The sequence below is a fragment of the Bacillus sp. FJAT-22090 genome (assembly GCF_007676755.1).
Classification (GTDB): domain Bacteria; phylum Bacillota; class Bacilli; order Bacillales_A; family Planococcaceae; genus Psychrobacillus.
In genome coordinates, this window is record NZ_VEBK01000003.1 from 32,835 (window position 1) to 54,277 (window position 21,443).

Consider the following 21,443-nt stretch of genomic DNA (forward strand, 5'->3'; position numbering starts at 1 on the left):
CAAAAAATCTCAAAGTTATGTAAGCATTTAAAATTCCGAATGTATTGCTCAAGAAGAAATAGGAGATAATAGTGATTTTCCTCCCTTTTACCTCCCCATCTACACAGTTTCTTTTTATTTATTGTCTGATTAACAAACGGGATTCCTCTTGGCTATAAATTTGAACACAGTTTCTGCCACTCTTTTTTGCTCCATACAAGGCTTGATCTGCCTGTCTTATAAGTGCTAGCAATAAAGAATCATTATCTTCAGCTTGGAGACGTGTATTGGAAACACCGAAGCTAGAGGTTATCTGGACTTCCTTCCCATTAATAGACATATGTTGCTCTGATATCTTTTGCCGTATAAGGTTAGCTATTTCAAATGCCTTAGGTGAAGTAGTATTGGGCAAACACAGTATAAACTCCTCACCACCGTATCGTCCCATTACATCTGTTACCCGTATGATTCCTTTTGTTATATTCGTAATATGGCCTAACACTCTATCTCCAGCCTCGTGTCCAAATGTATCATTTACTTTTTTAAAATGATCAATATCAAACATAATGATAGAGATACTCCCTCTCGTTATAGCAGGGGTATTAATAATAACTTCTGCTTTCTTCATAAAAAACGTTCTGTTAAGGACTTGGGTTAAGCCGTCCATACTAGCTAATTGCTTAAGCTTTTCCTGCATTTCTACTCTTTCTGTTACATTCACAAAGGTTATTATTTTTCCGATATACAAGTTTTTTTTATTTTGAACTGGCGAAAAGCTTATATGAAAGTATGCAAGTTTCCCCTCAATACATATCTTGTAATCACATTCCTGTGCATCACAAATGATTTCTGCAAGTTGTGGCTCCATTTGAAGCACGTCAGCTATCGACCTCCCGATATCCCGAGGATTCAACTTGGGCAACACATGGGAGATCGCTTTATTATAATCAACAATTACCTCGTTTTGATTTAAGACAATTACTCCCTCTTTCATACTTTCAAATACTTTATCCCTCGCAATTGGCGCTACATTGAACATTTGAAAAGATACAAGTGCCACACCGTGAAAAATAAACGTAATACTCATTGAAACAGGACCCATATCGATTCCATATGGGCTTAAACCATTCAAATATAAATAGCTAGCTAAAATAGGAATAATAAGCCCTGCCACCATTAATAAGATTTGCATTCGAAATCTAAATGAAGGCTTTTTGAAATGCATTAATAAAACAATAATTGCCATTATCATACATAAAAATAGAAAGATAGAATGAACATAAAACCACGGGCCCCATTCTAGTTCCAAAATAGGAAATGGCCCATCGCTTCCTACCTTTATGGAGGAATAATATAAATGATGAAGGCTATTTGTGTTTTGCATAAATATAGTAGTAATTGGGATCATAAAAAGGACATATTGTATCCATTGTTTCAACTTCTGTCCAACATATTCGAAACTCATTAACAACACGAATACCGGTATAAAAGGCAAGGCCAAATACTCTATTCTTAACCAGAATTTCATCTGCTCTAAAGATGTACTTGCTAATTCAAGGGCGTAAGAAAATGTAAAGATAGCTGACAACAGAGTAACTAAAATATAGAATCTTGCACCAGGTGCTTCTTTCAATTTGAATTGGGCATACAGGCATAAAAAAAGGCTTATTCCTCCGGCTATTATAACCATTAGTAAATACATCAAGAATTATTGCCCCATTTCCAATAACTTCATATAGTTATATGTATTATATAACAATTTATTATCCCTTTAATATATTATTTTTGGGATATTAGGAATTATCGATCGATATAAAGACGATAAGCAAAATCGCTAAGGAAATAGAAAGCGCTTAGCATGAAAATAATTCGTATAATTCACTTGTGACAGTAAACAATAATTTCAACGATAAGAAGCTTCCCCCACTATAGCAAGGCTAGGAGGAATGATGGATGAAGTCTTTGGTATGGAAGATTGGTCTACTTATTATGGTGATTTTTTGTATCGCCTACGCTTCTTCAGCGATGGATAAAGGAAGACCATATTATGAGGAAAAAGGATACGTACTATGGGATATTAAAACCGAGGAAAAAGTTATTGCACTTACATTTGACGATGGTCCTCATTCGAAGTATACAACACAGATTTTAGATTTACTTGCACAATACGATGCAAAAGCTACATTTTTTGTTATCGGAGAACGTGCAGAAAAGCTACCTGATCTTATTCTTAAAATTGGACAAGAAGGTCATGAAATAGCAAATCATACGTACACACATCCCTATAAAATTACTCCTGAGAAACTGCAAGACGAACTAAAAAGGACAAATGAAATAATTCATGATATAACCGGAACCTATCCGTTATTTTATCGACCTGTAGGAGGAACTTATGATGATGGCATCATTAATACAGCTGTGGAAAATGGATACAGAGTAGTTATGTGGTCATGGCATCAGGATACTGAAGATTGGAAGTCTCCAGGAGTAGATAAAATTGTATCTACTGTGTTATCGGGAGCTAAACCGGGCAATATCGTCTTGTTCCACGATGCAGGGGGAGATCGTTCTCAAACTGTGACTGCACTAAAAGAAATTCTTCCCGAATTACAAAAGCAAGGATATGAGTTCGTAACTATATCAGAGTTACTCGAAATAACGAGTATGAGTTTGAAAAATTAAACAGTCTCGACTAACTATTTGCTCTCTCTTGAAACGGAAATCACCTAATATATTCATTCCATAAAGTACAACCAGCCCAACGTTCCTGGTACTTTCCTTTTTAAAAGAGCAAACCACATACAAGTGGTTCGCTCTTTCCTTTAGTTTGTTATTCATGATGTGTTTAAAATGCTACTCGAATTTCTCTATTAGCTCGCTTAAGGATTGAGCGACCTTCTGAAGATCTCCGCTCATTGTTTCCAATGTTCCCATTGCTTTTGTTTGTTCTTCGGTAGAACTTGCAACTTCAATCGTCTGGGAAGCTGTATTTCGTGCAAATCCTTTAATGTCTTCAAATGCCGCTAGAATTTCCTCGGATCCTGCCGACATTTCCTCTGTAACAGCAGAGTTTTCTTGAATTTCTAGATTTATTTGATTAATCATAGATACTATTCGCTCTAGCATATTTCCAATTTCTTGGACGGATTCTGTTCCTGCTATAACTTTGGCAGACGTTACCTCCATCACATCCCTAACTTCATTAGTGACAAGTTCAAAGTTATCGATAAGTGTTCTTATTTCTTCTGCTGACTGCTTGGATTGCTCTGCCAATTTTCTTACTTCATCTGCAACCACCGCAAAACCTTTTCCTGCCTCTCCAGCTCTTGCTGCTTCAATCGCTGCATTTAATGCAAGAAGATTAGTTTGCTCTGCAATACCTGTCATTACTACGGTTATTTCTTGAATTTGTTTTGATTGACTACTAAGTTCAGTCACTTTTGAGCCTGTTTGGAGAAACATCTCCTGTACTTCTTTTATTTGTACAACAACTTGTTGGGACTCTTCATGCCCTTTACTAATAAATTCAGCTACATCATTGGAAGTATCCGTCATATCATTTCCTGAATCTGCAATTTTATGAATGCCAATAGACATTTCTTCGAGAGCAGTAACAGACTCTTCACTATTTTGTAATGATTTTGCACTACCTTCTGCTAATTCCACCATATGAGCATTAATCACACGATTTGTTTCCATTGTATCCTCAATCGTTCCGAACAGCTGAGTAGATGACTGAGAAAGGCGATGAGACTGGTTTGTTATCTCATTCATTATTGTACTAAGTTGTTTATGTGAAACTGTAAATGCTTGTGCTAATGCAGAAATTTCATTTTCCGATTTGAATTTGATAGCCTCTACCTTTTTGGATGCAGCCGTCCACTTTCCTTCAGCGAAATCTCCCAACGCTTCGCTTACAATTCCGAGAGGAGCAAATGTTCTTTTTGTATATAGATAAAATATAGTGGAAAGAATAAGAATAATAACAAAAAACAATACTGCTACGATTGGAATAGTTGTTTTAAGAAGATTATTTTGGATTGCCACGACATTCTCTGCAGCAATATCTACCGCTAAAATCCCCACTATTTCACCTTTACTATTTTTAATAGGAGAAAAAGCAGATAAATATCTTCCAAACTCTGGATCATTAATAACTTGAGTACTAACAGAATCTCCTTTAAATACTGCTTTCACATCTTCATACGTCGTACCGGTTGTTGACTGCCCGATTGTTGCTGCACCTTCAACTCCCTTTGCATACCCATCTATCATTATTTCTACTGCACTTGGATCAGCTTTCAATGTGTAAACATATAAAACACCTGTACTATCCAATACATTAATAAGCTGATTGCGAATATCCCAATAATCATCGTTTTCTACAGGGTTTTCCGTAAACTTTTTATATTTATCCCCATCTATTTTACTAGCCAAGTAATTCGACGTTGATACCGCTTGACTCCTAATTGAATCCTCCACAGTTCGAAGCGTACTCATAGTAAATAAAGCAGACACTGCCAAAAACAAAAACAACATAACCGTAATAAGAATTAAAGCCATTTTAGTACTTAATGATTTGCGTTTCATTTGACAACCCTCTTCCTAAATGTCCATATAGTTTACTATCGGTATAAACGGCATATTGTTTGAGATATCCATCTAAAAATATATGCCGTGGGTTGAAACGTGTCGTTGTTACAAGTGCCTGGCAAGAGGAACATTCTTGTAATAGATCTGCAATAAAAAATGCTTGGTACAGGAAACCTGTTACCAAGCATTTTTTTTATTTGTTATCCTTTTCAAATAGAACGATTAAAGATGGGAGTAAAATACCTCTGATGAGAAAGGTATCTAAAATTATTCCAACAGCCACGATGAAACCAAATACAAAAAGAATTTGAATCGGTTGCGTCATGAGTACAGCAAAGGTTGCTGCTAATAGGATACCTGCTGAAGAAATAACTCCTCCTGTATTAGCCACAGCAATTTGAACAGCTTCTTTTACATGGTGATTTTTACGTTCTTCTAAAAATCTTGAGATTAAAATTATATTATAATCGATTCCTAGCGCCACTAAAAAAACAAATGAGTAAAGTGGAACTCGGTTACTAATCGTATCTATATCAAAAAACAAGTTACATAGGAACATTCCTAAACCAACTGCCGCCAAGAAGGATAATAATATAGTACCCATCATATAAATTGGCATTTTGATGGATTTAGTCAAGAATATTAACATTCCAAAGATTAGTATAGTTTCAAGTAAAACAATGATGAGTAAATCCCGATTATTAATAGTGCGGTCATCTACTTTATTTGCTGTTTCGCCCGCAAAGTAAAGATCTCCTTCATTATTACTTGCTTTTACAATGCTGCCTGAGTTCTCCGTCATTTCTTCTAATGCATCCATAGATTCGATAGAATAAGGATTTTCTTCAAAAGTTAATTGGAACTGAATGGCTAATCCATCCTCAGAGATTCCTGTTGGACGAACACTGCTCACTAATTTTCCCTTGGAAAGCTGCTCTATTAGGCTTTCCTGTACTTCAGGGGTTATCTTGGTTTTGGACTCAAACAGAACGGTCGTTGGTGCAAGGTCTCCCTTTTCAAAACTTTTTTCCATTATTTCATATCCCACGCGAGATGGCATATCACTTGGGAAGGATTTGATCGTATCAAACTCGTAATGTAAGTTGAACATATTTAATGCAGATACAATTAAAATGACTAAAATCGATAATGCCGAAACAATTGGTTTCTTCACTATAAAAGAACCTATTTTATTCCATAGGGCATTTTTTCTAACTTCAGTATCCCCAAACTTTGGAATTTTAGGCCAGAATGATTTTCTCCCGAAAAGGGTAAATAAAGCAGGAACTAACGTAACCGATGCGAACATAATGACAAACATTGTCGTTCCGAATATTGGAGCAAAGTTTCTGTAATCCCCAAAGTTTGCGAAAAATAACACCAACATCGCTGCAAGTACTGTACCGCCCGCAAAAAATACAGGTATTCCTGTTTCACGCATTGCCCACTTCATTGCATCATTTTTGCTTTCATGTTTCTTCAATTCTTCACGATAGCGAGAAAAAACAAACAACGAATAATCAATCGTTGCTGCAAATAGCAAAATGGACATAATAGACGTAGACTGGGTCGCTAGCTCTAAACCACTCTTTCCTAATAGTCCTAATAATTGGTTGACCACTTCATAAACGAATGCCGCGGCTACAAGCGGGATTAATGCGAGTAACGGAGAGCGATAGATAACAATGAGCAATACTAAGATAAGTCCTACCGTTGAGAGTAATAAAACAATGTCAGCTCTCGAGAAAAGATTTATCGTATCGACTGCTATTCCAGCCGGACCAGTTATATAAATCGTCATATCCGTGCGGTCAGCAATAATTGTTTTTATTTTTTCTAAACTTACTTCCAAATCTTTTGTATCCAAGGAAGGATTAAATGATAGTGGTATGACTACTGTCTTCTTATCCTCTGAGAAAAAACCAGCAAGTGCCTGAGGTGGTAGGCTACTAAACGGAATCATCTCTTTTAGTCCATTGATATTAGACTCACCGACTTCATCCAATGCCTTATTAAGAATATCGGTATCCACTTCTCCATTTTTCGATTGAAGTACAAGAATTCCTGGTAAGCTTTCCGCGTCTTTAAAATGTTCATCGATATTTTTTTGTGCAATGACAGACTTTGCTTCTTCAGGCAAGGATGCTACACCTGACACTTTATATTCTTTTGCGCTTGGTGCCAAGATGGCTAATATTAAGGTTATCACTAACCAAACTCCAAGTGTAATCCACATTCCCTTTTTCGTAGCAACAAAGTCTGTAACATGACGTAAAACTTTCTTCATTTTTTCACTCTCCTTTTTATATTGACACCAGTGTCACTTTGAATAAAAAAAACATAACTATCTTTACCATTATGTGTAAAGGTGACAGTTATGTCAATTAATCTTTCTTAAACATTCCATAGCATAGTATTTCTTTTATAGAAGCAATCCACTCTTCTTGAGGTATATTAAAATGGTTTGGAATAGCAATAGTCTGGAATATCATTCCTAATAAAACAGCAGAAGACAAATGATTTTTAATGACTTGTTCCTCTTTACCTAAATCGATCAACCCTTGAAATTGTCTATACATATCAATATGATATTCATCCAATCGGGATTTGTTATCCTCTACCCTTTTTGTAGTATTAGAAGGGATTTGTTGAATAACCTCAATGACTTGATTCATACTACTCTGCTCAAAAATGAAATCAATCAATAAATTAAACTGGGTTTGAAAATTCCCAGATTTATCAAGTCTCTTAAAATCATTTAGAAAACGATTCATCTCATATATAAGAAATTCCGAAATTAACTCATCTTTATTTTCATAGTATTTATAAATACTTCCCCTGGAAACATGTAAGATAGCAGCTAATTTACTAAAGGTAAATGCTTCATAGCCATCCTCAATAATCATTTGTTTCGTTGCCTGAAACAGATGCTCATCAGTAAACTTTCGCTCTCTCGCCACTTTCTTCACCCCACTCTACTGCCAAGTATAATATATCTTAACTAAATCATGAACCCTTCTTTATCAAAAGACTAGAAATGTTACAAGAGCGCTACTGGTACCAGGCACCTGTAACACTCTTGCAATAAAAATCCCATTATCTATAGTTTGTGATTGCAGTGGCAATTTGATCTATAACTGGTATGGTGCTGGCTTTAGCGTCTTCCGTTAGAATTGTAAATATAAGTGTCTCACCGCTTTTAGTATTTGCATAGCCGGCAAGTGATTTTATATTTTCTAAGCTACCCGTCTTGGCCAAAATATTTCCTTTTGCCGGCGCTATTTTCAATCGATTCCGAAGTGTACCACCAATAAATCGATCAGAAAGTCCTGCTACCGGGAGGCTGTTTTTATAGGTGTTGTACCATGGCTCTGAACGCACTACGAAAAGTAGGCGCGATAACTGACTCGATGTTACTTTGTTGGAGTAAGACATTCCAGATGCATCCTCAAACTTCCATTGGGATACGTCTAACCCAACTGATATTGCGTATTCATTCATCACTAGTAAGCCTGCATTCCAGCTACCTTCATCATACTTAACTTTTCCCATCTCTTTCGCTAACATTTCTGCATGCGTATTATTACTAAGCTTCATAAAAGGAACAATCAATTCTTTTAATGGCATAGATTTGCGTGAGACTAATGCTTTTGCATTTTTAGGTGCTTTTCCTTGAACGATTTTAGAAGAAGGCCCAAATGTTATACCCTTTTCCGCTAATGATTTCTTGAAAACGTCCAATGCATAAATAGTTGGATTCGTTACAGATATCCATTCTTTTACCCCATTATTACCGATCGGAGAGTTTCCAGAAATAATAACTTTGTTGGTCCCAACTTGGCGAGTAATTTTTAATGTGTTTTTGCTTCCTTTTGGAACTGTTTTGGAGTTATTTACCACTTTTAAAACACTTGTAACAGGAGTAAGAGTGACTTTAGTTGCTTTTCCATTCGTCCCTGGTTTGGCCTCTACCATAACGGACCCCGCGTCAAAGTCCCCATTCGGCGAAAGCGTTAAAGCTGAGATTGGGGCAGCATAATAATAAGGTTCATCTTCTGCTAAAATACCAGCTGATAATCGTATATTGTCATACCAAGTATCATCCCCGACTAAGTTTCCAGAAACCTTTTTCACCCCTTGCTTTACTAAACCATCCGCAAAATTGTCAAAATGACCTTTCAATAAAGTGGGATCTCCCTGCCCTTTTAAGTACAAATTACCATTTATCGTTCCATTTTTCACTTTTCCGTCTGTCAAAACAGTAGTGGCAAAACGATAATTTTCTCCAAGAGTCTCCAGTGCAGCAGCACCCGTTAAAAGTTTTAATGACGATGCGGGTGTAATGCCTTTATCCGCATAATGCTGATATACCACTTCTCCGGTTGAAGCTTTTCTAATCGTAATGCTCGTAGAGGCTTTTTTCATCCTACTATCAGACAAAATATTATTTATCTTGTTTTGTAAGCTTGCATAAGAAGTAGCAGCCTCTACCCTAGAATCTTCTGTTAGAGGAATAAATATAGAACTGCTGATCATCAAAAGAACAACTAAACTACCTAAAATTTTTCTCCAAATATTCACTATGTACCTCCACGCTTGAATTATGTAGTTACTTGTAGTTTAACACGTAATTATCAGAAAATAAGTCGATTTATGAAGGCTATCTAAAATGCGTTCTAATTTCCTAGTTGACTTTAATATGACTTCCAACTTTACTTAAGTTAGCTATATATAACAATAGCTAGACTTCTCATAGTAATGGTTGCAGATTACTTTCTTGTATTAAGAAAAAGGAGGAACTTAAGGAGATAAGATGACAAACTTAACAGAAAAACTAAAAAGTATTATCGCAGAGGATATAGAACATGTTTCCACTGTAACCTTGGACGAAATGATTGAAAATATCGGTTCCACAGACCCTGTTCTAAGAGATACACTAATTTATACTACTTTTTGTACATTTATATTTAAGGATCATTTAAACGGACATCAATTGGAGTATATCTTAAATAAGTTGCTAGAAAATAAATTACTATTAACGAACATTGAGAATCCTATGTCAGACTCCGTGTTTACACGTTCATTCACTTCTTTAGTCTACGCGGAAATATTAGAATATGATGCAAGTAAACAAATAGTTGATACGAATATAGTTAGAAAAGTAATGGATACTACACATGAATATATGACGAAAGAAGTAGATTTAAGGGGATATGTAGCCAATAAAGGGTGGGCTCACGCTGCAGCGCATGGTGCTGACCTGTTAGATTCACTTATCAAACATCCCTTAGCAACAAAAGATGATGCACTAAAAGTTTTACAGCATATAGCTAGATTCCTCACTATAGCTAATGGCTACCAGGATGACGAGGAAGAACGCTTGGCCTATGCATTTGTAACTTTAACAAAACAGCATCAGCTTCAAGAATCAGAAATCATTCACTGGTTAATAGAGCTTCAACAATTAATTGCGGAGAAACAAACAAATGCCAATGGAGAATTACAACCATATTATGCCCAACTTGCATTTAAAAACTTCTTGAAATCTGCTTACTTTTTATTGGAAAAGAATGCAATTCAAAAAGATTTAAAAGAAACAATTAAACGACTTGTAGTAAATTTCCTATATTAGCCGCTCCCACACGCTGGGAGCAACTTTCTATAGTCGAATTGGTGAAAGTGCCTTTGTTTGATCCATATAAATAAAAGCATCATACCGACTTCCTATTTTGGAAGGAACATAATTGCCGTATTCCTCAAACTGCGGATCATAAACTACACCTATTGCTCGGTGACCTATCCAGTCATTGAATAGTTCACGATTTTCCTCATTAAAAATCAGTAGCTTATTAAATGCTCCTGCGTTATGCAGTGTATTCTCCCAAGAATCTTTTTTCGCGGGTGGAACATCTATTTGTTTATATGGTAGTTCCCATTCATTTGCCGCTATAACAGTTCCGCTATGGGTACCAAAACCAACGGCAAATACATTTTCTTTTCTATTTTGCAAACGAAGAATCTGTCCGACATTTACCATACCTGCTGCTTCCATATCCGTCGCCGAAGCATCTCCGATATGTGTATTATGTTCCCAAATAATTATTTTTGCATCTTTCCCATGGTAGTCCATAATTTCATTGATTGCCTCGACCATATGCTCGTCTCGAACATTCCATGACAACTCATCACTGCGAACCATTGCTCGATAGTATTCTTCTGCATTCCTAGCGACCATTGCATTTATTTTTAAATTTAAATCTGTTTCTTCGGCATCTTTATACTTATCTTCATGAGCCCGGATGGAAGCTAGGAGCTTGGATACTTCGTCTATACATGCTTCTGAAATATTTATAGAAGAGAGCGCATAGGTTTCAGGATGACGATTAAACGGCTCAAAACAAGAAAAGGCTTTTTTGGCGAACGCCAGATCAGTTCCCTTAGGGTTTGTACAGCTTAAATAGTTGATTACTTCGTCTAATGATTCCCAAAGACTATATACATCGATTCCATAGAATCCTACTTTTTCTTCCTTTTGTTCATTATTCATTTTTAACCATGTAACAAAATCGGCAATTTCCTCATTTGCCCACATCCAAGTCGGCCAACGTTTAAAGGCTTTAAGGGCTTGTTTAACGCCCTCTGGCCCATCTTTGTAACTTTTTATAAATCTGTTTATGTGCTGAGTTGATGGCCAATCTCCTTCAACTGCAATAAGAGTGAATCCTTTCTCTTCAATCAACCGTTTCGACAACTCCGCTCGCACGGTGTAAAACTCGGAAGTGCCATGGCTCGCTTCTCCTAATAGAACGATTTTTGCATCTCCAATCGCTTCAAGAATCGGCGTTAAATCTTCTTTTGTTTCATAAGCCAGTGCATACTTTTTAATCGCTTCTTCTAGTGGAATCATTAAGAACACTCCTTTTCCATTTAGTTTGGGGCAGGCTTTGATCTTTCATTCATTTCACACTATTTCGATTCCTTTTTGCTCAAGCTTTCAAACAAGAAAATGCCAAGACAACAGGAATCCTGCGCCTTCTTTCATATTCACCCTCGTTGCTAAAATGTTCCCTATGCGGAGTCCCTTCTCGTAAATCCAGTACAGAAAATCCCGCTTTTTTTAATGCAGTAAAATATTGTTCTATTGTCCGATGGTATTTGATGACTACCTCATCTATCCATGGTTCTTTTCGTTCACCATCCAAAAAATAGTCATCCACTATCCAGCTTTCTCTTCTATCGCCAGATTGCTTACTCTCAAAAGACGAGGTTGTAAGTGGATGTTGCACACTAAATACAAACTTTCCTTTTTCTTTTAATGTATCGTATACCTGATGAAATAGTTTTTGAATATCCTCTACATAATGAAGAGCAAATCGAGATGTAACGATATCAATTTCATTAGTCGGAAAGGTAAATGACTCCATTGTTCCTATATGAATTATCCCGTTTTTATTTGAAAGGTTTACCTTAGCTGCAGCTGCCATTTGCTTTGAACCTTCGATTCCGATATAAAGTGACGCCCCATCATCCAGTAGTTCTTTTCCGAACGATGCATCCCCACAGCCTAAATCTAAAACGGTCTTTTCTTGGTAATCACCTATCATTTCGTACATAAGTGGACCTTCTATTGCATTATTTGGACTGTCTGGTCTCTCTCTTCTTTTCATATAATTTAAGAAAAACTCCGATTGATCATACGCACTTGCCCCTTTAAATTCCATTCCATTTCCTCTATTCTCCACCAAATTGGCTCTTTTCTTTTAAGCTTAGCAATTTGCTTTAGATTTTACAAAATCATGGTACTATTGAATAATAATTCTCGTTGAACCGTACATTGTATAGAAAGCACGGTGACTTATGAAAACGATTTTAACTAAACTTACAAAAAGACAATGGTTATTATGGTGTGGATTGTTACTTTTCGTCCTATTTTTTATATTAAATAGAGACTTGATCATGTTACTTTGGGATGGAGACGTAGAGGCAATTCGTAAATTTTTAAATAAAAATATGGGGTATGCTTTATTTTTCATGTTTTTAGTTATGCTTATTCAAAACTCTTTTACTGTTTTCCCATTAATCCTTGTCATAACGATTAATATGACGCTTTTTGGGTTCATAAATGGCTTTATATGGAGCTGGTTAACAGGGGTTGTAGCTTCTTTAATCGTCTATTATGGGGCTCGCTACGTTTTCCAGGAGATTATTGTGGAGAAATTCAACAAAAACCTTATTCAAAAGATAGATGCAAACGGATTTGCCTATGTATTCCAAGCGAGAATTTTTCCCTTTGTCCCAACAAGTTTAATCAATATTCTTGCTGGTCTAAGCACTATCCGATTACTTCCTTATCTACTTGCAACTTCAATCGGTAACTTTATTTATTTCTTCATCCTTGCATTAATACCAGCGGGAATATTGTCCGCCAACTGGGATGAATATATTATTTGGATTATTATTGCAGCTGCGATTCTTTTATATTACTTAGTTAAGGTCGCAAGAAACAAAAGAAAATCTGCTGATGAAAAAACGGAGTGAATGCATGATGAAAATAGCTATACTAACAGATATACATGGCAACAAGTTAGCACTTACAGCTGTTTTGAATGAAATAGATACACGCGGAGATATAGAAGAAATTTGGTGCCTTGGGGATATGATAGCGATGGGGCCGGATACAAACGAAGTACTGGATATACTATTTGCACGTCCGAATATTCAACTGATTACAGGCAATCACGATGAAGCTATTTTGTCACTTATTGCAGGCGAAGGACATCCTGAAACGTATAAACACACACGTGAACATCATGAATGGGTCGCAAAACAACTATCAGCAGAAAACATCGATAGACTTAAAAAGTTGCCCCGAATGATAGAAAAAGTAATAAATGGTACGCGTATTGTTGGAATTCACTATCATATTGAATCAGATAAACGCATTGCCCATATTATAGATGAGCCTTTTCATACTATTGTAGACGCTACTTTGGAAAATATGGAGAAGATGTTTGCTGATTATCCTACAGAAATTATCTGTTTTGGGCATCATCACCCAGAGCACTTTTTTCAAAATGACCATCAAGTATATTTGAACCCAGGTGCATTAGGTGTATCTAAAGGAAATACTGCACCGTATGCAATTATTGACTTTACTGTGCTGAAGCCTATAATTCAAATACATCACGCCTCATACGATAAAAAAGCTTTCCTACAAAGCTTCGAAACACTGCAAGTTCCTCAAAGAGAGATCATGTTTAAACTTTTTTATGTGGATAACAACGTTCGATGAACTAAAAAATTGTAAATAACGCTGCCCTCGAACGCAACTGTTCGAGGGTTTTATGATGACTATTTTTCTCTTTGGATTGGAATGTTCTATTAGTTTACGTATACTAATGGTAATATTTATGTTAATGACGTTGCGAAAAGGAGGACTTAAATGATTCAAACGATACTAGTCGATGATGAGATACTTTCCATCTCTTTATTGGAATACAAACTACAAGATTTTCCGAATATTAACATTGCGAAAGTATATACACATCCTGACCAAGTCCTCTCTGATTTAGCGACTAAAAAGATTGATGTTGCATTCTTAGATGTTGAAATGGGCGAAATGAATGGATTGGATCTCGCAGAACTAATCCTTTCTATCCAACCATCTGTCCATATTGTTTTCGTGACTGCGCATATGGAATATGCTGTTCAAGCATTTGAAATCAATTCAATTGATTATTTATTGAAACCTGTAACTACAAAACGATTGCAGAAAACGATTAATCGCTTAACAGAAAAAATAGAAACAAATAATAATTCAGTGCCAAACGACTCGATTGCCCCGATCTCGATTAAATGTTTTAACGAGCTACAAGTATTTCATAATAATCAACTCATACCTTTTAAAACGCTTAAGGTAAAAGAACTTTTTGGATTCTTACTAACGCATATGAATACATATATTAATCGAGATATATTGATAGATACGTTATGGCCAGAACATGACTATCAAAAATCCAAAATCCATCTGCACACTTGTCTATCTCACTTGAGAAAAATGCTGAAAGAATTGGGTTACCCGAATTGTATTACTTTTGCCAATCAAAGCTATTATTTTACGTTAGACCCTGTCATCTGTGATGCAATTGAATTTGATAAAGGTATAAAAAGTCTAACAGTTATAGATAGTACTAATATTCAACAAGCTGAAAATATCTCTCAACTTTATACCGGCGCGTTTATGGAATTGAATGGTTATAATTGGGCTCTTACAAAGACTCATTTTTATCATGAACAAATGCTTAATCTTTTAGATAAATTAATTATGTATTTTCAACATAGAGATCATAAAAAAACACTGTTATATTTACGAGCATACCTCAAGTTAAGCAGGTATTCAGATAAAAAGGTAAAGCAAGCTATGGAAGTACTGATTCAACAAGGATATCGTTTGGAAGCTATTAAACTATATCAAGAATATAAACAACTATTAATCCAAGAGTTAGAAATTGAACCTGACGAAAAGCTCGTACAGTTATATAATTCCCTACTGACATAAGCAAGGTGAGTGCCCACATTCGGGCACCCACCTTGCCAACATGCGTTTTTTTAGATTCTAATAGATTTGTTTTTTCTCTTTTCCTTATACATCGCTCGATCGGCAGATTGCATGAGTGACTCTTCATAAAAACCGTCCTCCGGGAAATTCGCTAGCCCCACACTCATTTGACCATATATATTATTATTGCTTATTTTAAAAACCATTCTCATTTGCTCCTGTATAGCAGAACAGATTTTATCTACCTCTCCAGTTTCCGTTATTATAAGGAATTCATCTCCGCTTTTTCTAAAGACAGTCGAATAGTTTTTTTGGGTTGCTATTTCTAACCTGCTTGCACACTCTACGAGAAATTTATCACCTATTAAGTGACCATATTGGTCGTTTATTTTCTTAAAATCATCTAAATCAATAAACAGAAGTGCAAATTGTTTTTCGAATTCCCGGCTCTTATCCATTTCATATGAAAGACATTCTTTAAATTTCCGATAGTTCGGAAGCCCAGTAAGTTCATCCGTGTATGCCAGCCTTTTCCATATATCTTGTTCTTGTGTGACTTCCATAGGAGCAGCAAGATAAATAGTGTACCCATTTCTATCATTTAAAATATGAGCTATAGTATCTACATGTCGATAGAATTTGTCTACTAGTCTTAAACTCCCTGTCCAATAATCTTTCTTTTCCAAATGATGCACAATGTTAGCATTCGCATCTTCACTAATAACTTTATCTATCCCTACCTCCTCTATTTCCTCTTTTTTATAATTAAGTGTAGTAAAAAATTTATCGTTCGCCTTCACTATATTCCCTTTATTATTTGTGAGAAAAACAACAAACCTGTCTAATATCGAGGATGAATAATGAAGCAATTCAGATTCTGTGATATTCTCGATGAGTTCATCAAATTTATAAGACTGTATATCCAAGTGACTATCCCTCTTTCGTAATATCTATGTTTTATATGGTTTAATTCTAATGATAATAAATTGCACTTACATTTCTCTTAAAGTAATCATTTTCTACCTTATTAAGGATAATAATTCCTTAGTGCGATCAGCTTACACGGAGTTTGTTCGTTTCCTGGAGAATTGGTTGCTCTCGTGTTCGTCTTGGTTGCTTTGTTGCTTGATTTGGTTGTGTTGCCTGGCTAACTAGTTGCGCTCATGAACCAATTGGTCTCGTTCAGCCATTTTCTACCTTATAAAGGATCATAATCCCTTGGAGATAGTCTGTTTTTTTGAAAAGGTAGCAACACTTCTGCCTAAAACGCAAAAAGGATGTCCTCATGGACATCCTTTTTGGAAATGATTAATTATAAAAATCTTGTGGTATACCACCAATTGTTCGACGATGGTAGAGAAGTGGTTCCTTGCTATTATTTTGGATATCTAGCAATTCTCCAATAATTGTCGTGTGATCGCCGGCGTCAATTTGACTATACACTTTGCATTGTAAAGTGGCTAACGTATCGGAGAGTATTGGCAAGTTCAATTCTGATTTCTGCCAATCACAGTTGCTAAAACGGTCTTCAACTTTACTTGAGAATAAAGTGCATAAATGAGCTTGATCTGCCGCCAGAATATTCACAGTAAATTTATCCACTTTCAAAAAATCTTCATAAGAATAAGCGCTTTTATCAATTGACCATAAGATAAGTAATGGATCCAATGAAACCGACGCAAAGGAATTTACTGTCATACCCATGGGTTTCCCCTCATCATTGAATGCTGTGACAACGGTTACACCTGTTGGATAGTTTCCCATTGCCGCTTTAAAGTATGCAATTTGTTCTGTTTTATTATCCATATATGCAACTTCCATTCTTTTTTATTTTAAGCATATCAAAGTCAGTATATTCTTTCACACTTTTTGATTCTACAAGAAACTTTGTTTAAATATGCATCAAGCGGGGTAATGTTAAGTATGACAAATAAAACAAATAACGGAGGAATTATAATGACAGTCAAATTAACAGTAGAAAATGCAGTACAAGCGAAACAAGAAATCGAAAAATTAGAGGCACAGGGTTACTCAAAAGATCATATTCACATTTTTGCACATTTCAAAGAAAGAGCAGATGACATTAACGATGCTTTAGATACTTCGGATGTTGGATTGAAAGAACAAGGATTACTGGAAACAATGAAAAATATATTTACTTCTCGCGGAGATGAACTTCGCAGCAAGATGGAGGCAACTGGGCTATCGAAAGAAGAAGCTGCTTCAGCAGAAGCGGAACTTGATAAAGGTAAATTAGTTATTATTGCGCATAAACCACAATAAATTGGTATTAAAACAAAGAAATCCTATCTCTCATATGGAGAGATAGGATTTCTTTGTTTTACTTAAACTCTACTTTCGTTCCATCTTTTAATGTAAATTCCAGCTCAAACTGTTGAAAGTCCTTTGGTAAATTAAATGTTGCAATTATCTCTTCAACTGCTTCGTCTTTTGTCGTTTGTTGCGTAATATCTAGTTTCTCCAACAATGGATAAAGTTCGTTGAATGCTTCCGAACCCTTTTTCTCTATATTGTTTAATGAATCTTCTATTTTTGCCTCAATCGCATTATTACTATTTCTTTCAATTTCTGCTTCATACCCTTTGTTATTTGGATACTCTATATCCAAATCAAAACTAGCATAATTTAGTTCATCCATTTTTTCCGACATATCATCCTGAGCGGCTCCATTTGTTGGAGTAGTGACATTTTCAGCTTGTTCTGCTGTTGTATTTGTCTCATCTAATGCACTAGTACCATTTTCTTCAGTGACCGGTTTCTCATCTTTTGTACTGTTTCCACATGCCGTTAAAAAAATAGAACATGCTACAACAAAGATAAACGAATTTTTTTTCTTCATTGGACAGACCTCCTTCTATACTACCTTTCCCTTTTTTCATCCTTTTACACAACTACTTTTGTTTTCCTTAGTGTTCTCACGAAAAGTATTTTTATGTCCGATGCAGAATAATAATATAAAGTACAGCTATTCATGAACCATTTAAAAACGTTGCCGATTTATAGTCATTTGGATATGATTGTCTAAAGAGGAGGGGAACATTCAATGACTAATGATAATGAAGGTTTATTTGATAGGGAAAAACAAAATGGTCCAAAAATGAAAATCGAAAGAAAAGATGGGGAACCCACAACAGCTTTTAAAGGAGCTTCATTGGCTGCGCTAATAATAGGAATATCTGCTTATCTTATAGGTTTGTTCAATGCAGCCATGGAACTGAATGAAAAAGGATATTACTTTGCAATTCTAATATTCGGACTCTATTCTTCTGTATCTCTACAAAAAGCAGTAAGAGATAAAGAGGAAGGAATACCAGTAACTAATATTTATTATGGTATTAGCTGGTTTGCACTTATTATATCAATTTTATTAATGGCCATCGGTTTATACAATGCAGGAAGTATTATTTTAAGCGAAAAAGGGTTTTATGCTATGGCTTTTGTTCTTAGTATATTTGCCGCAATAACCGTTCAGAAAAATGTGAGAGATACACAGAAAGCAAGAGAAGTAGATTGAGTTACTAGCGTTTTATTACCGATAAAAATGTATTTTGACCCCGCTCTTTTTGTAGACGGGGTCATTATATCCAAAATGAAAAGAACCATCCTACGCCGTCGCGGCTAAGAGATGGTTCTTGAAGAAAATTCGAACACTATCTTTTTACTTGAAAGGATACTACTGTCCCCTGATCTGGTGAGCTTTTAATTTGAAGCCCTGTGCCAAACTGTCTAATTAGACGTTGGTTTGTATTGATTAATCCTATACTTGTCCGACTACCTTCCTTTCTTTCTAATAAACCTTGTAGTTTATCCTCATCCATTCCAATGCCGTCATCTTCGATAGAAATTTCAACATAGTCTTCATGGATGGATCCCCTAATTATGATTGTTCCTCCACTGATGCGTTTCATAACTCCATGTCTGACTGCATTTTCAATTAAAGGTTGGATTGATAGGAAGGGAATCTTAAGGTCCTTACACCCATTGATCTCCCAAATGACTTTCAATCGATCTCCGAAACGTACTTGTTCGATATTTAGATAGGATCTTACAATGTTTAATTCTTCATGCAAAGGTATCAATTCATTGACATATTGGAATTGGAATTTACTTCTTAAAAATTCGCTTAGCTCCATGAGCAATCCATTCATCCTATTCAAGTCAATTTCACTTTATAAAAAATGAGGCTGGATTTGAGATTGTAACCATGCGGCCTCTAGTTGCAATTGTTCACGTACAACTTCTTTTATCATTGTAAGCGCCCTAACTCTGGATCGTAATTCCAACATCTCAACAGGCTTCGTTACGTAGTCGTTGGCACCTGCCAAAAAGCCAGCTTGTATATCTTTTAAGTCACTCCTTGCAGTAAGTAGTAAGATTGGAAGTTCAGTAAGCGAATACCGTTTACGAATTATCTTAGTCAACTCATACCCAGACATTCGCGGCATCATGACATCCGAAATGACCAAATTCCATTCCTTTTTGCTTAATTGGTCGAGAGCTTCTTTGCCACTTGTTGCAGTCGTGACGTCATATTGGTCAATCGACAAAATCGATTGAAGCACTTGTAGATTGATAGGATCATCGTCCACAATCAATATAGGCAACCGTTTTAATCTGCCCTTCGCTAACTCCATTTGATCTGTTGTGGCTGAGATTTCCATATCCGTCAATTCTAAAGAGTTCTTTCTTAAATAATTAGCTGACATTTCATATGATACAGCATGCTTAGCTTCCGTTGATGAGGCACCCTCTATTTTATCGAGTTGATCCAAAGTGGCCAACTCTAGAGAAAACGTGAATGTCGATCCTTTTCCGAGCACTGAAGACACTTCCAACTGCCCACCATGAAGCTCAACCAATTGTTTACTTATATTTAAACCTAGTCCGATCCCTCCTTCGATCATTGCTATATCGGCTGCTTGCTCATAAGGTTCGAACAAATGCTGAAGAAATTCCTTATCCATTCCGATTCCGGTGTCAGATATCATAATAAGAGCTCTTTCACCCTTCACTTTAGATTGAATGCAAATTTCACCTTCATCCGTGTATTTAATTGCATTATGAAGTAAGTTGTAGATGATTTGAATGATTCGGTTTTCGTCCGCTATGACTTGCGGAAAATCTTCTGATATTTCATTGATAATTTTAATCGGCTTGATTTCAACGAGAAATTGCAACATATCTATTACTCCATTTACAATGGGCTGAATCTCCACCGATTTTAAATGGAGGCGCGGATGACCTTCCTTAAGACTTGCAACATCAAGTAAATCATTTAACAATAATGACATTCTCCGACCGACGGTTAAAATCGTTTCAAGCTCATGGATACTTTTATTCTTTAATAGATCCTTTTCTCTTAATAATACAGATTGAGACATATTAATGATTCCATGCAAAGGATTTTTAAACTCATGGGAGGTATTTGTCAAAAATTGATCCTTATGCTTATTTACTTTTTGCAATTGAAATGCAAGCTTCGCTGTTTCAGCATGCATTGTAAAATAATCCTTAAACCATGTCGATGCAAAACAAACGATTGACAAAATTAGCTCTAATGGATAATGAACGACACTTACGCCTGTTTCTCTCCAATATATCGTCCAGACAGTGTGGTTGGTGGCTATTAGTAAGGAAAGGAACAATAATACATTCCCTGTGAAATCTCCATATATCTTTTTTGAAATTGTAATAAGCGTGACAGCAATTGAAAAGCCCGCCAATAAATAATAACCAGGAAAAAACATTATAATTTGATCAGTAGATATAAACAGCGTAACAATGGCTGTTCCAATAGTAATAACCGAATACACTGGATTGATCAATCGCCAGTATGGAAAACTGCGATGATCCATGCACCGTATCAACGCAAAGCTCGCAATAGGAATAAGTACATTTGCCAAACGAAATTCCCACTCATATCCAACGTCAATTAGTAAATGGAATATTTTTTCATCATTGCTTATTAAGTTCATTAACGTTATACAAAATAAAAGCAAAGAAAAATAGAGTAACTTTTTCTCCCGATTTCCTAAGAAAAAAAGCACTAGGGCATAGACGGAGTGCAGAAGGAATATGACTGAAGCCAATACCTGTAAAGATAACGACAAGCTTCTTTCTTTGGACATTGCTGCTTCTGAACCGAATTTAACAGACCGGATAATACCGCTCCGACGAACATCTTTGAAATTCGCAGCTTGAATGACAATATCGATCACACCATTCTCATCTGCAGTGAAAGTCGATGAATAGGGTAGATTTTTAGCTATGTATTCATCTTTCGTTTTTCCAA

The 21,443-nt window shown here is 35.9% G+C and carries 19 protein-coding genes; 7 read left to right on the forward strand and 12 right to left on the reverse strand.

Translation table 11 applies throughout. From position 1 onward, the window contains the following. Positions 1-118: 118 nt before the first annotated feature. The gene (locus tag FS486_RS05130; RefSeq protein ID WP_260858045.1) at positions 119-1,681 is read right to left on the reverse strand and encodes a histidine kinase N-terminal 7TM domain-containing diguanylate cyclase; all 1,563 of its coding nucleotides are present in this window, start codon (positions 1,679-1,681) and stop codon (positions 119-121) included. Positions 1,682-1,932: 251 nt separating this feature from the next. Here FS486_RS05130 and FS486_RS05135 point away from each other — a divergent pair, with 251 nt between their 5' ends. Next, complete coding sequence (locus FS486_RS05135; RefSeq protein WP_144510256.1) at positions 1,933-2,661, forward strand: polysaccharide deacetylase family protein; 729 nt, start codon at positions 1,933-1,935, stop codon at positions 2,659-2,661. Positions 2,662-2,832: 171 nt separating this feature from the next. Here the strand turns inward: FS486_RS05135 and FS486_RS05140 are convergent, their stop codons facing one another. From FS486_RS05140 to dacB, 4 genes are all read right to left on the reverse strand, one after another. Next, positions 2,833-4,569, reverse strand: coding sequence for a methyl-accepting chemotaxis protein (locus FS486_RS05140; protein ID WP_144510257.1), 1,737 nt, complete (start codon positions 4,567-4,569; stop codon positions 2,833-2,835). Between the two features lie 196 nt (positions 4,570-4,765). Next, positions 4,766-6,859, reverse strand: coding sequence for an MMPL family transporter (locus FS486_RS05145; protein WP_144510258.1), 2,094 nt, complete (start codon positions 6,857-6,859; stop codon positions 4,766-4,768). 97 nt (positions 6,860-6,956) lie between these two features. Then, positions 6,957-7,532, reverse strand: a complete 576-nt coding sequence (locus tag FS486_RS05150; RefSeq protein WP_144510259.1) for a TetR/AcrR family transcriptional regulator — start codon at positions 7,530-7,532, stop codon at positions 6,957-6,959. Between the two features lie 136 nt (positions 7,533-7,668). Then, positions 7,669-9,153 carry a D-alanyl-D-alanine carboxypeptidase/D-alanyl-D-alanine endopeptidase gene (dacB, locus tag FS486_RS05155; RefSeq protein ID WP_144510260.1) on the reverse strand — a complete coding sequence of 495 codons (1,485 nt, stop codon included), beginning with the start codon at positions 9,151-9,153 and terminating at the stop codon, positions 7,669-7,671. A gap of 232 nt (positions 9,154-9,385) precedes the next feature. Here dacB and FS486_RS05160 point away from each other — a divergent pair, with 232 nt between their 5' ends. Next, positions 9,386-10,204, forward strand: coding sequence for a DUF2785 domain-containing protein (locus tag FS486_RS05160; protein WP_144510261.1), 819 nt, complete (start codon positions 9,386-9,388; stop codon positions 10,202-10,204). 27 nt (positions 10,205-10,231) lie between these two features. On the opposite strand, the gene FS486_RS05165 is transcribed toward FS486_RS05160, so the two are convergent. Further along, positions 10,232-11,479 carry an erythromycin esterase family protein gene (locus tag FS486_RS05165; protein ID WP_144510262.1) on the reverse strand — a complete coding sequence of 416 codons (1,248 nt, stop codon included), beginning with the start codon at positions 11,477-11,479 and terminating at the stop codon, positions 10,232-10,234. A gap of 79 nt (positions 11,480-11,558) precedes the next feature. Then, entirely contained in the window at positions 11,559-12,293 is a 735-nt protein-coding gene (locus tag FS486_RS05170) for a class I SAM-dependent methyltransferase (protein WP_144510263.1), read from the reverse strand. 136 nt (positions 12,294-12,429) lie between these two features. Between FS486_RS05170 and FS486_RS05175 the strand changes: the two genes are divergently transcribed. The 3 genes from FS486_RS05175 (at position 12,430) to FS486_RS05185 (ending at position 15,130) form a co-directional block, all read left to right on the forward strand. After that, positions 12,430-13,110 (forward strand): TVP38/TMEM64 family protein, encoded by a 681-nt coding sequence (locus FS486_RS05175; RefSeq protein ID WP_144510264.1) that lies wholly within the window; start codon positions 12,430-12,432, stop codon positions 13,108-13,110. Between the two features lie 4 nt (positions 13,111-13,114). Continuing rightward, positions 13,115-13,864 carry a metallophosphoesterase family protein gene (locus FS486_RS05180; RefSeq protein ID WP_260858025.1) on the forward strand — a complete coding sequence of 250 codons (750 nt, stop codon included), beginning with the start codon at positions 13,115-13,117 and terminating at the stop codon, positions 13,862-13,864. 150 nt (positions 13,865-14,014) lie between these two features. Beyond that, entirely contained in the window at positions 14,015-15,130 is a 1,116-nt protein-coding gene (locus FS486_RS05185; protein ID WP_144510265.1) for a response regulator, read from the forward strand. A 50-nt stretch (positions 15,131-15,180) separates the two neighbouring features. Here FS486_RS05185 and FS486_RS05190 read toward each other — a convergent pair whose 3' ends face one another. After that, entirely contained in the window at positions 15,181-16,056 is an 876-nt protein-coding gene (locus tag FS486_RS05190; RefSeq protein ID WP_144510266.1) for a GGDEF domain-containing protein, read from the reverse strand. Positions 16,057-16,438: 382 nt separating this feature from the next. Further along, positions 16,439-16,936 carry a flavin reductase family protein gene (locus tag FS486_RS05195; RefSeq protein WP_144510267.1) on the reverse strand — a complete coding sequence of 166 codons (498 nt, stop codon included), beginning with the start codon at positions 16,934-16,936 and terminating at the stop codon, positions 16,439-16,441. Positions 16,937-17,086: 150 nt separating this feature from the next. On the opposite strand from FS486_RS05195, the gene FS486_RS05200 reads away from it, so the two are divergent. Continuing rightward, the gene (locus tag FS486_RS05200) at positions 17,087-17,413 is read left to right on the forward strand and encodes a YflT domain-containing protein (RefSeq protein WP_144510268.1); all 327 of its coding nucleotides are present in this window, start codon (positions 17,087-17,089) and stop codon (positions 17,411-17,413) included. Positions 17,414-17,471: 58 nt separating this feature from the next. Here the strand turns inward: FS486_RS05200 and FS486_RS05205 are convergent, their stop codons facing one another. Next, positions 17,472-17,990: a YusW family protein gene (locus FS486_RS05205; RefSeq protein WP_144510269.1), complete on the reverse strand. Its 519-nt coding sequence runs from the start codon at positions 17,988-17,990 to the stop codon at positions 17,472-17,474. 204 nt (positions 17,991-18,194) lie between these two features. On the opposite strand from FS486_RS05205, the gene yiaA reads away from it, so the two are divergent. Further along, the gene (gene yiaA, locus FS486_RS05210; protein ID WP_144510270.1) at positions 18,195-18,665 is read left to right on the forward strand and encodes an inner membrane protein YiaA; all 471 of its coding nucleotides are present in this window, start codon (positions 18,195-18,197) and stop codon (positions 18,663-18,665) included. Between the two features lie 136 nt (positions 18,666-18,801). Here the strand turns inward: yiaA and FS486_RS20565 are convergent, their stop codons facing one another. Then, positions 18,802-19,299, reverse strand: a complete 498-nt coding sequence (locus FS486_RS20565) for a sensor histidine kinase (RefSeq protein ID WP_313956981.1) — start codon at positions 19,297-19,299, stop codon at positions 18,802-18,804. A 21-nt stretch (positions 19,300-19,320) separates the two neighbouring features. Beyond that, on the reverse strand, positions 19,321-21,369 hold the full coding sequence (locus tag FS486_RS05215) for a response regulator (RefSeq protein ID WP_313956973.1): 2,049 nt from the start codon (positions 21,367-21,369) through the stop codon (positions 19,321-19,323). Positions 21,370-21,443 lie beyond the last annotated feature (74 nt).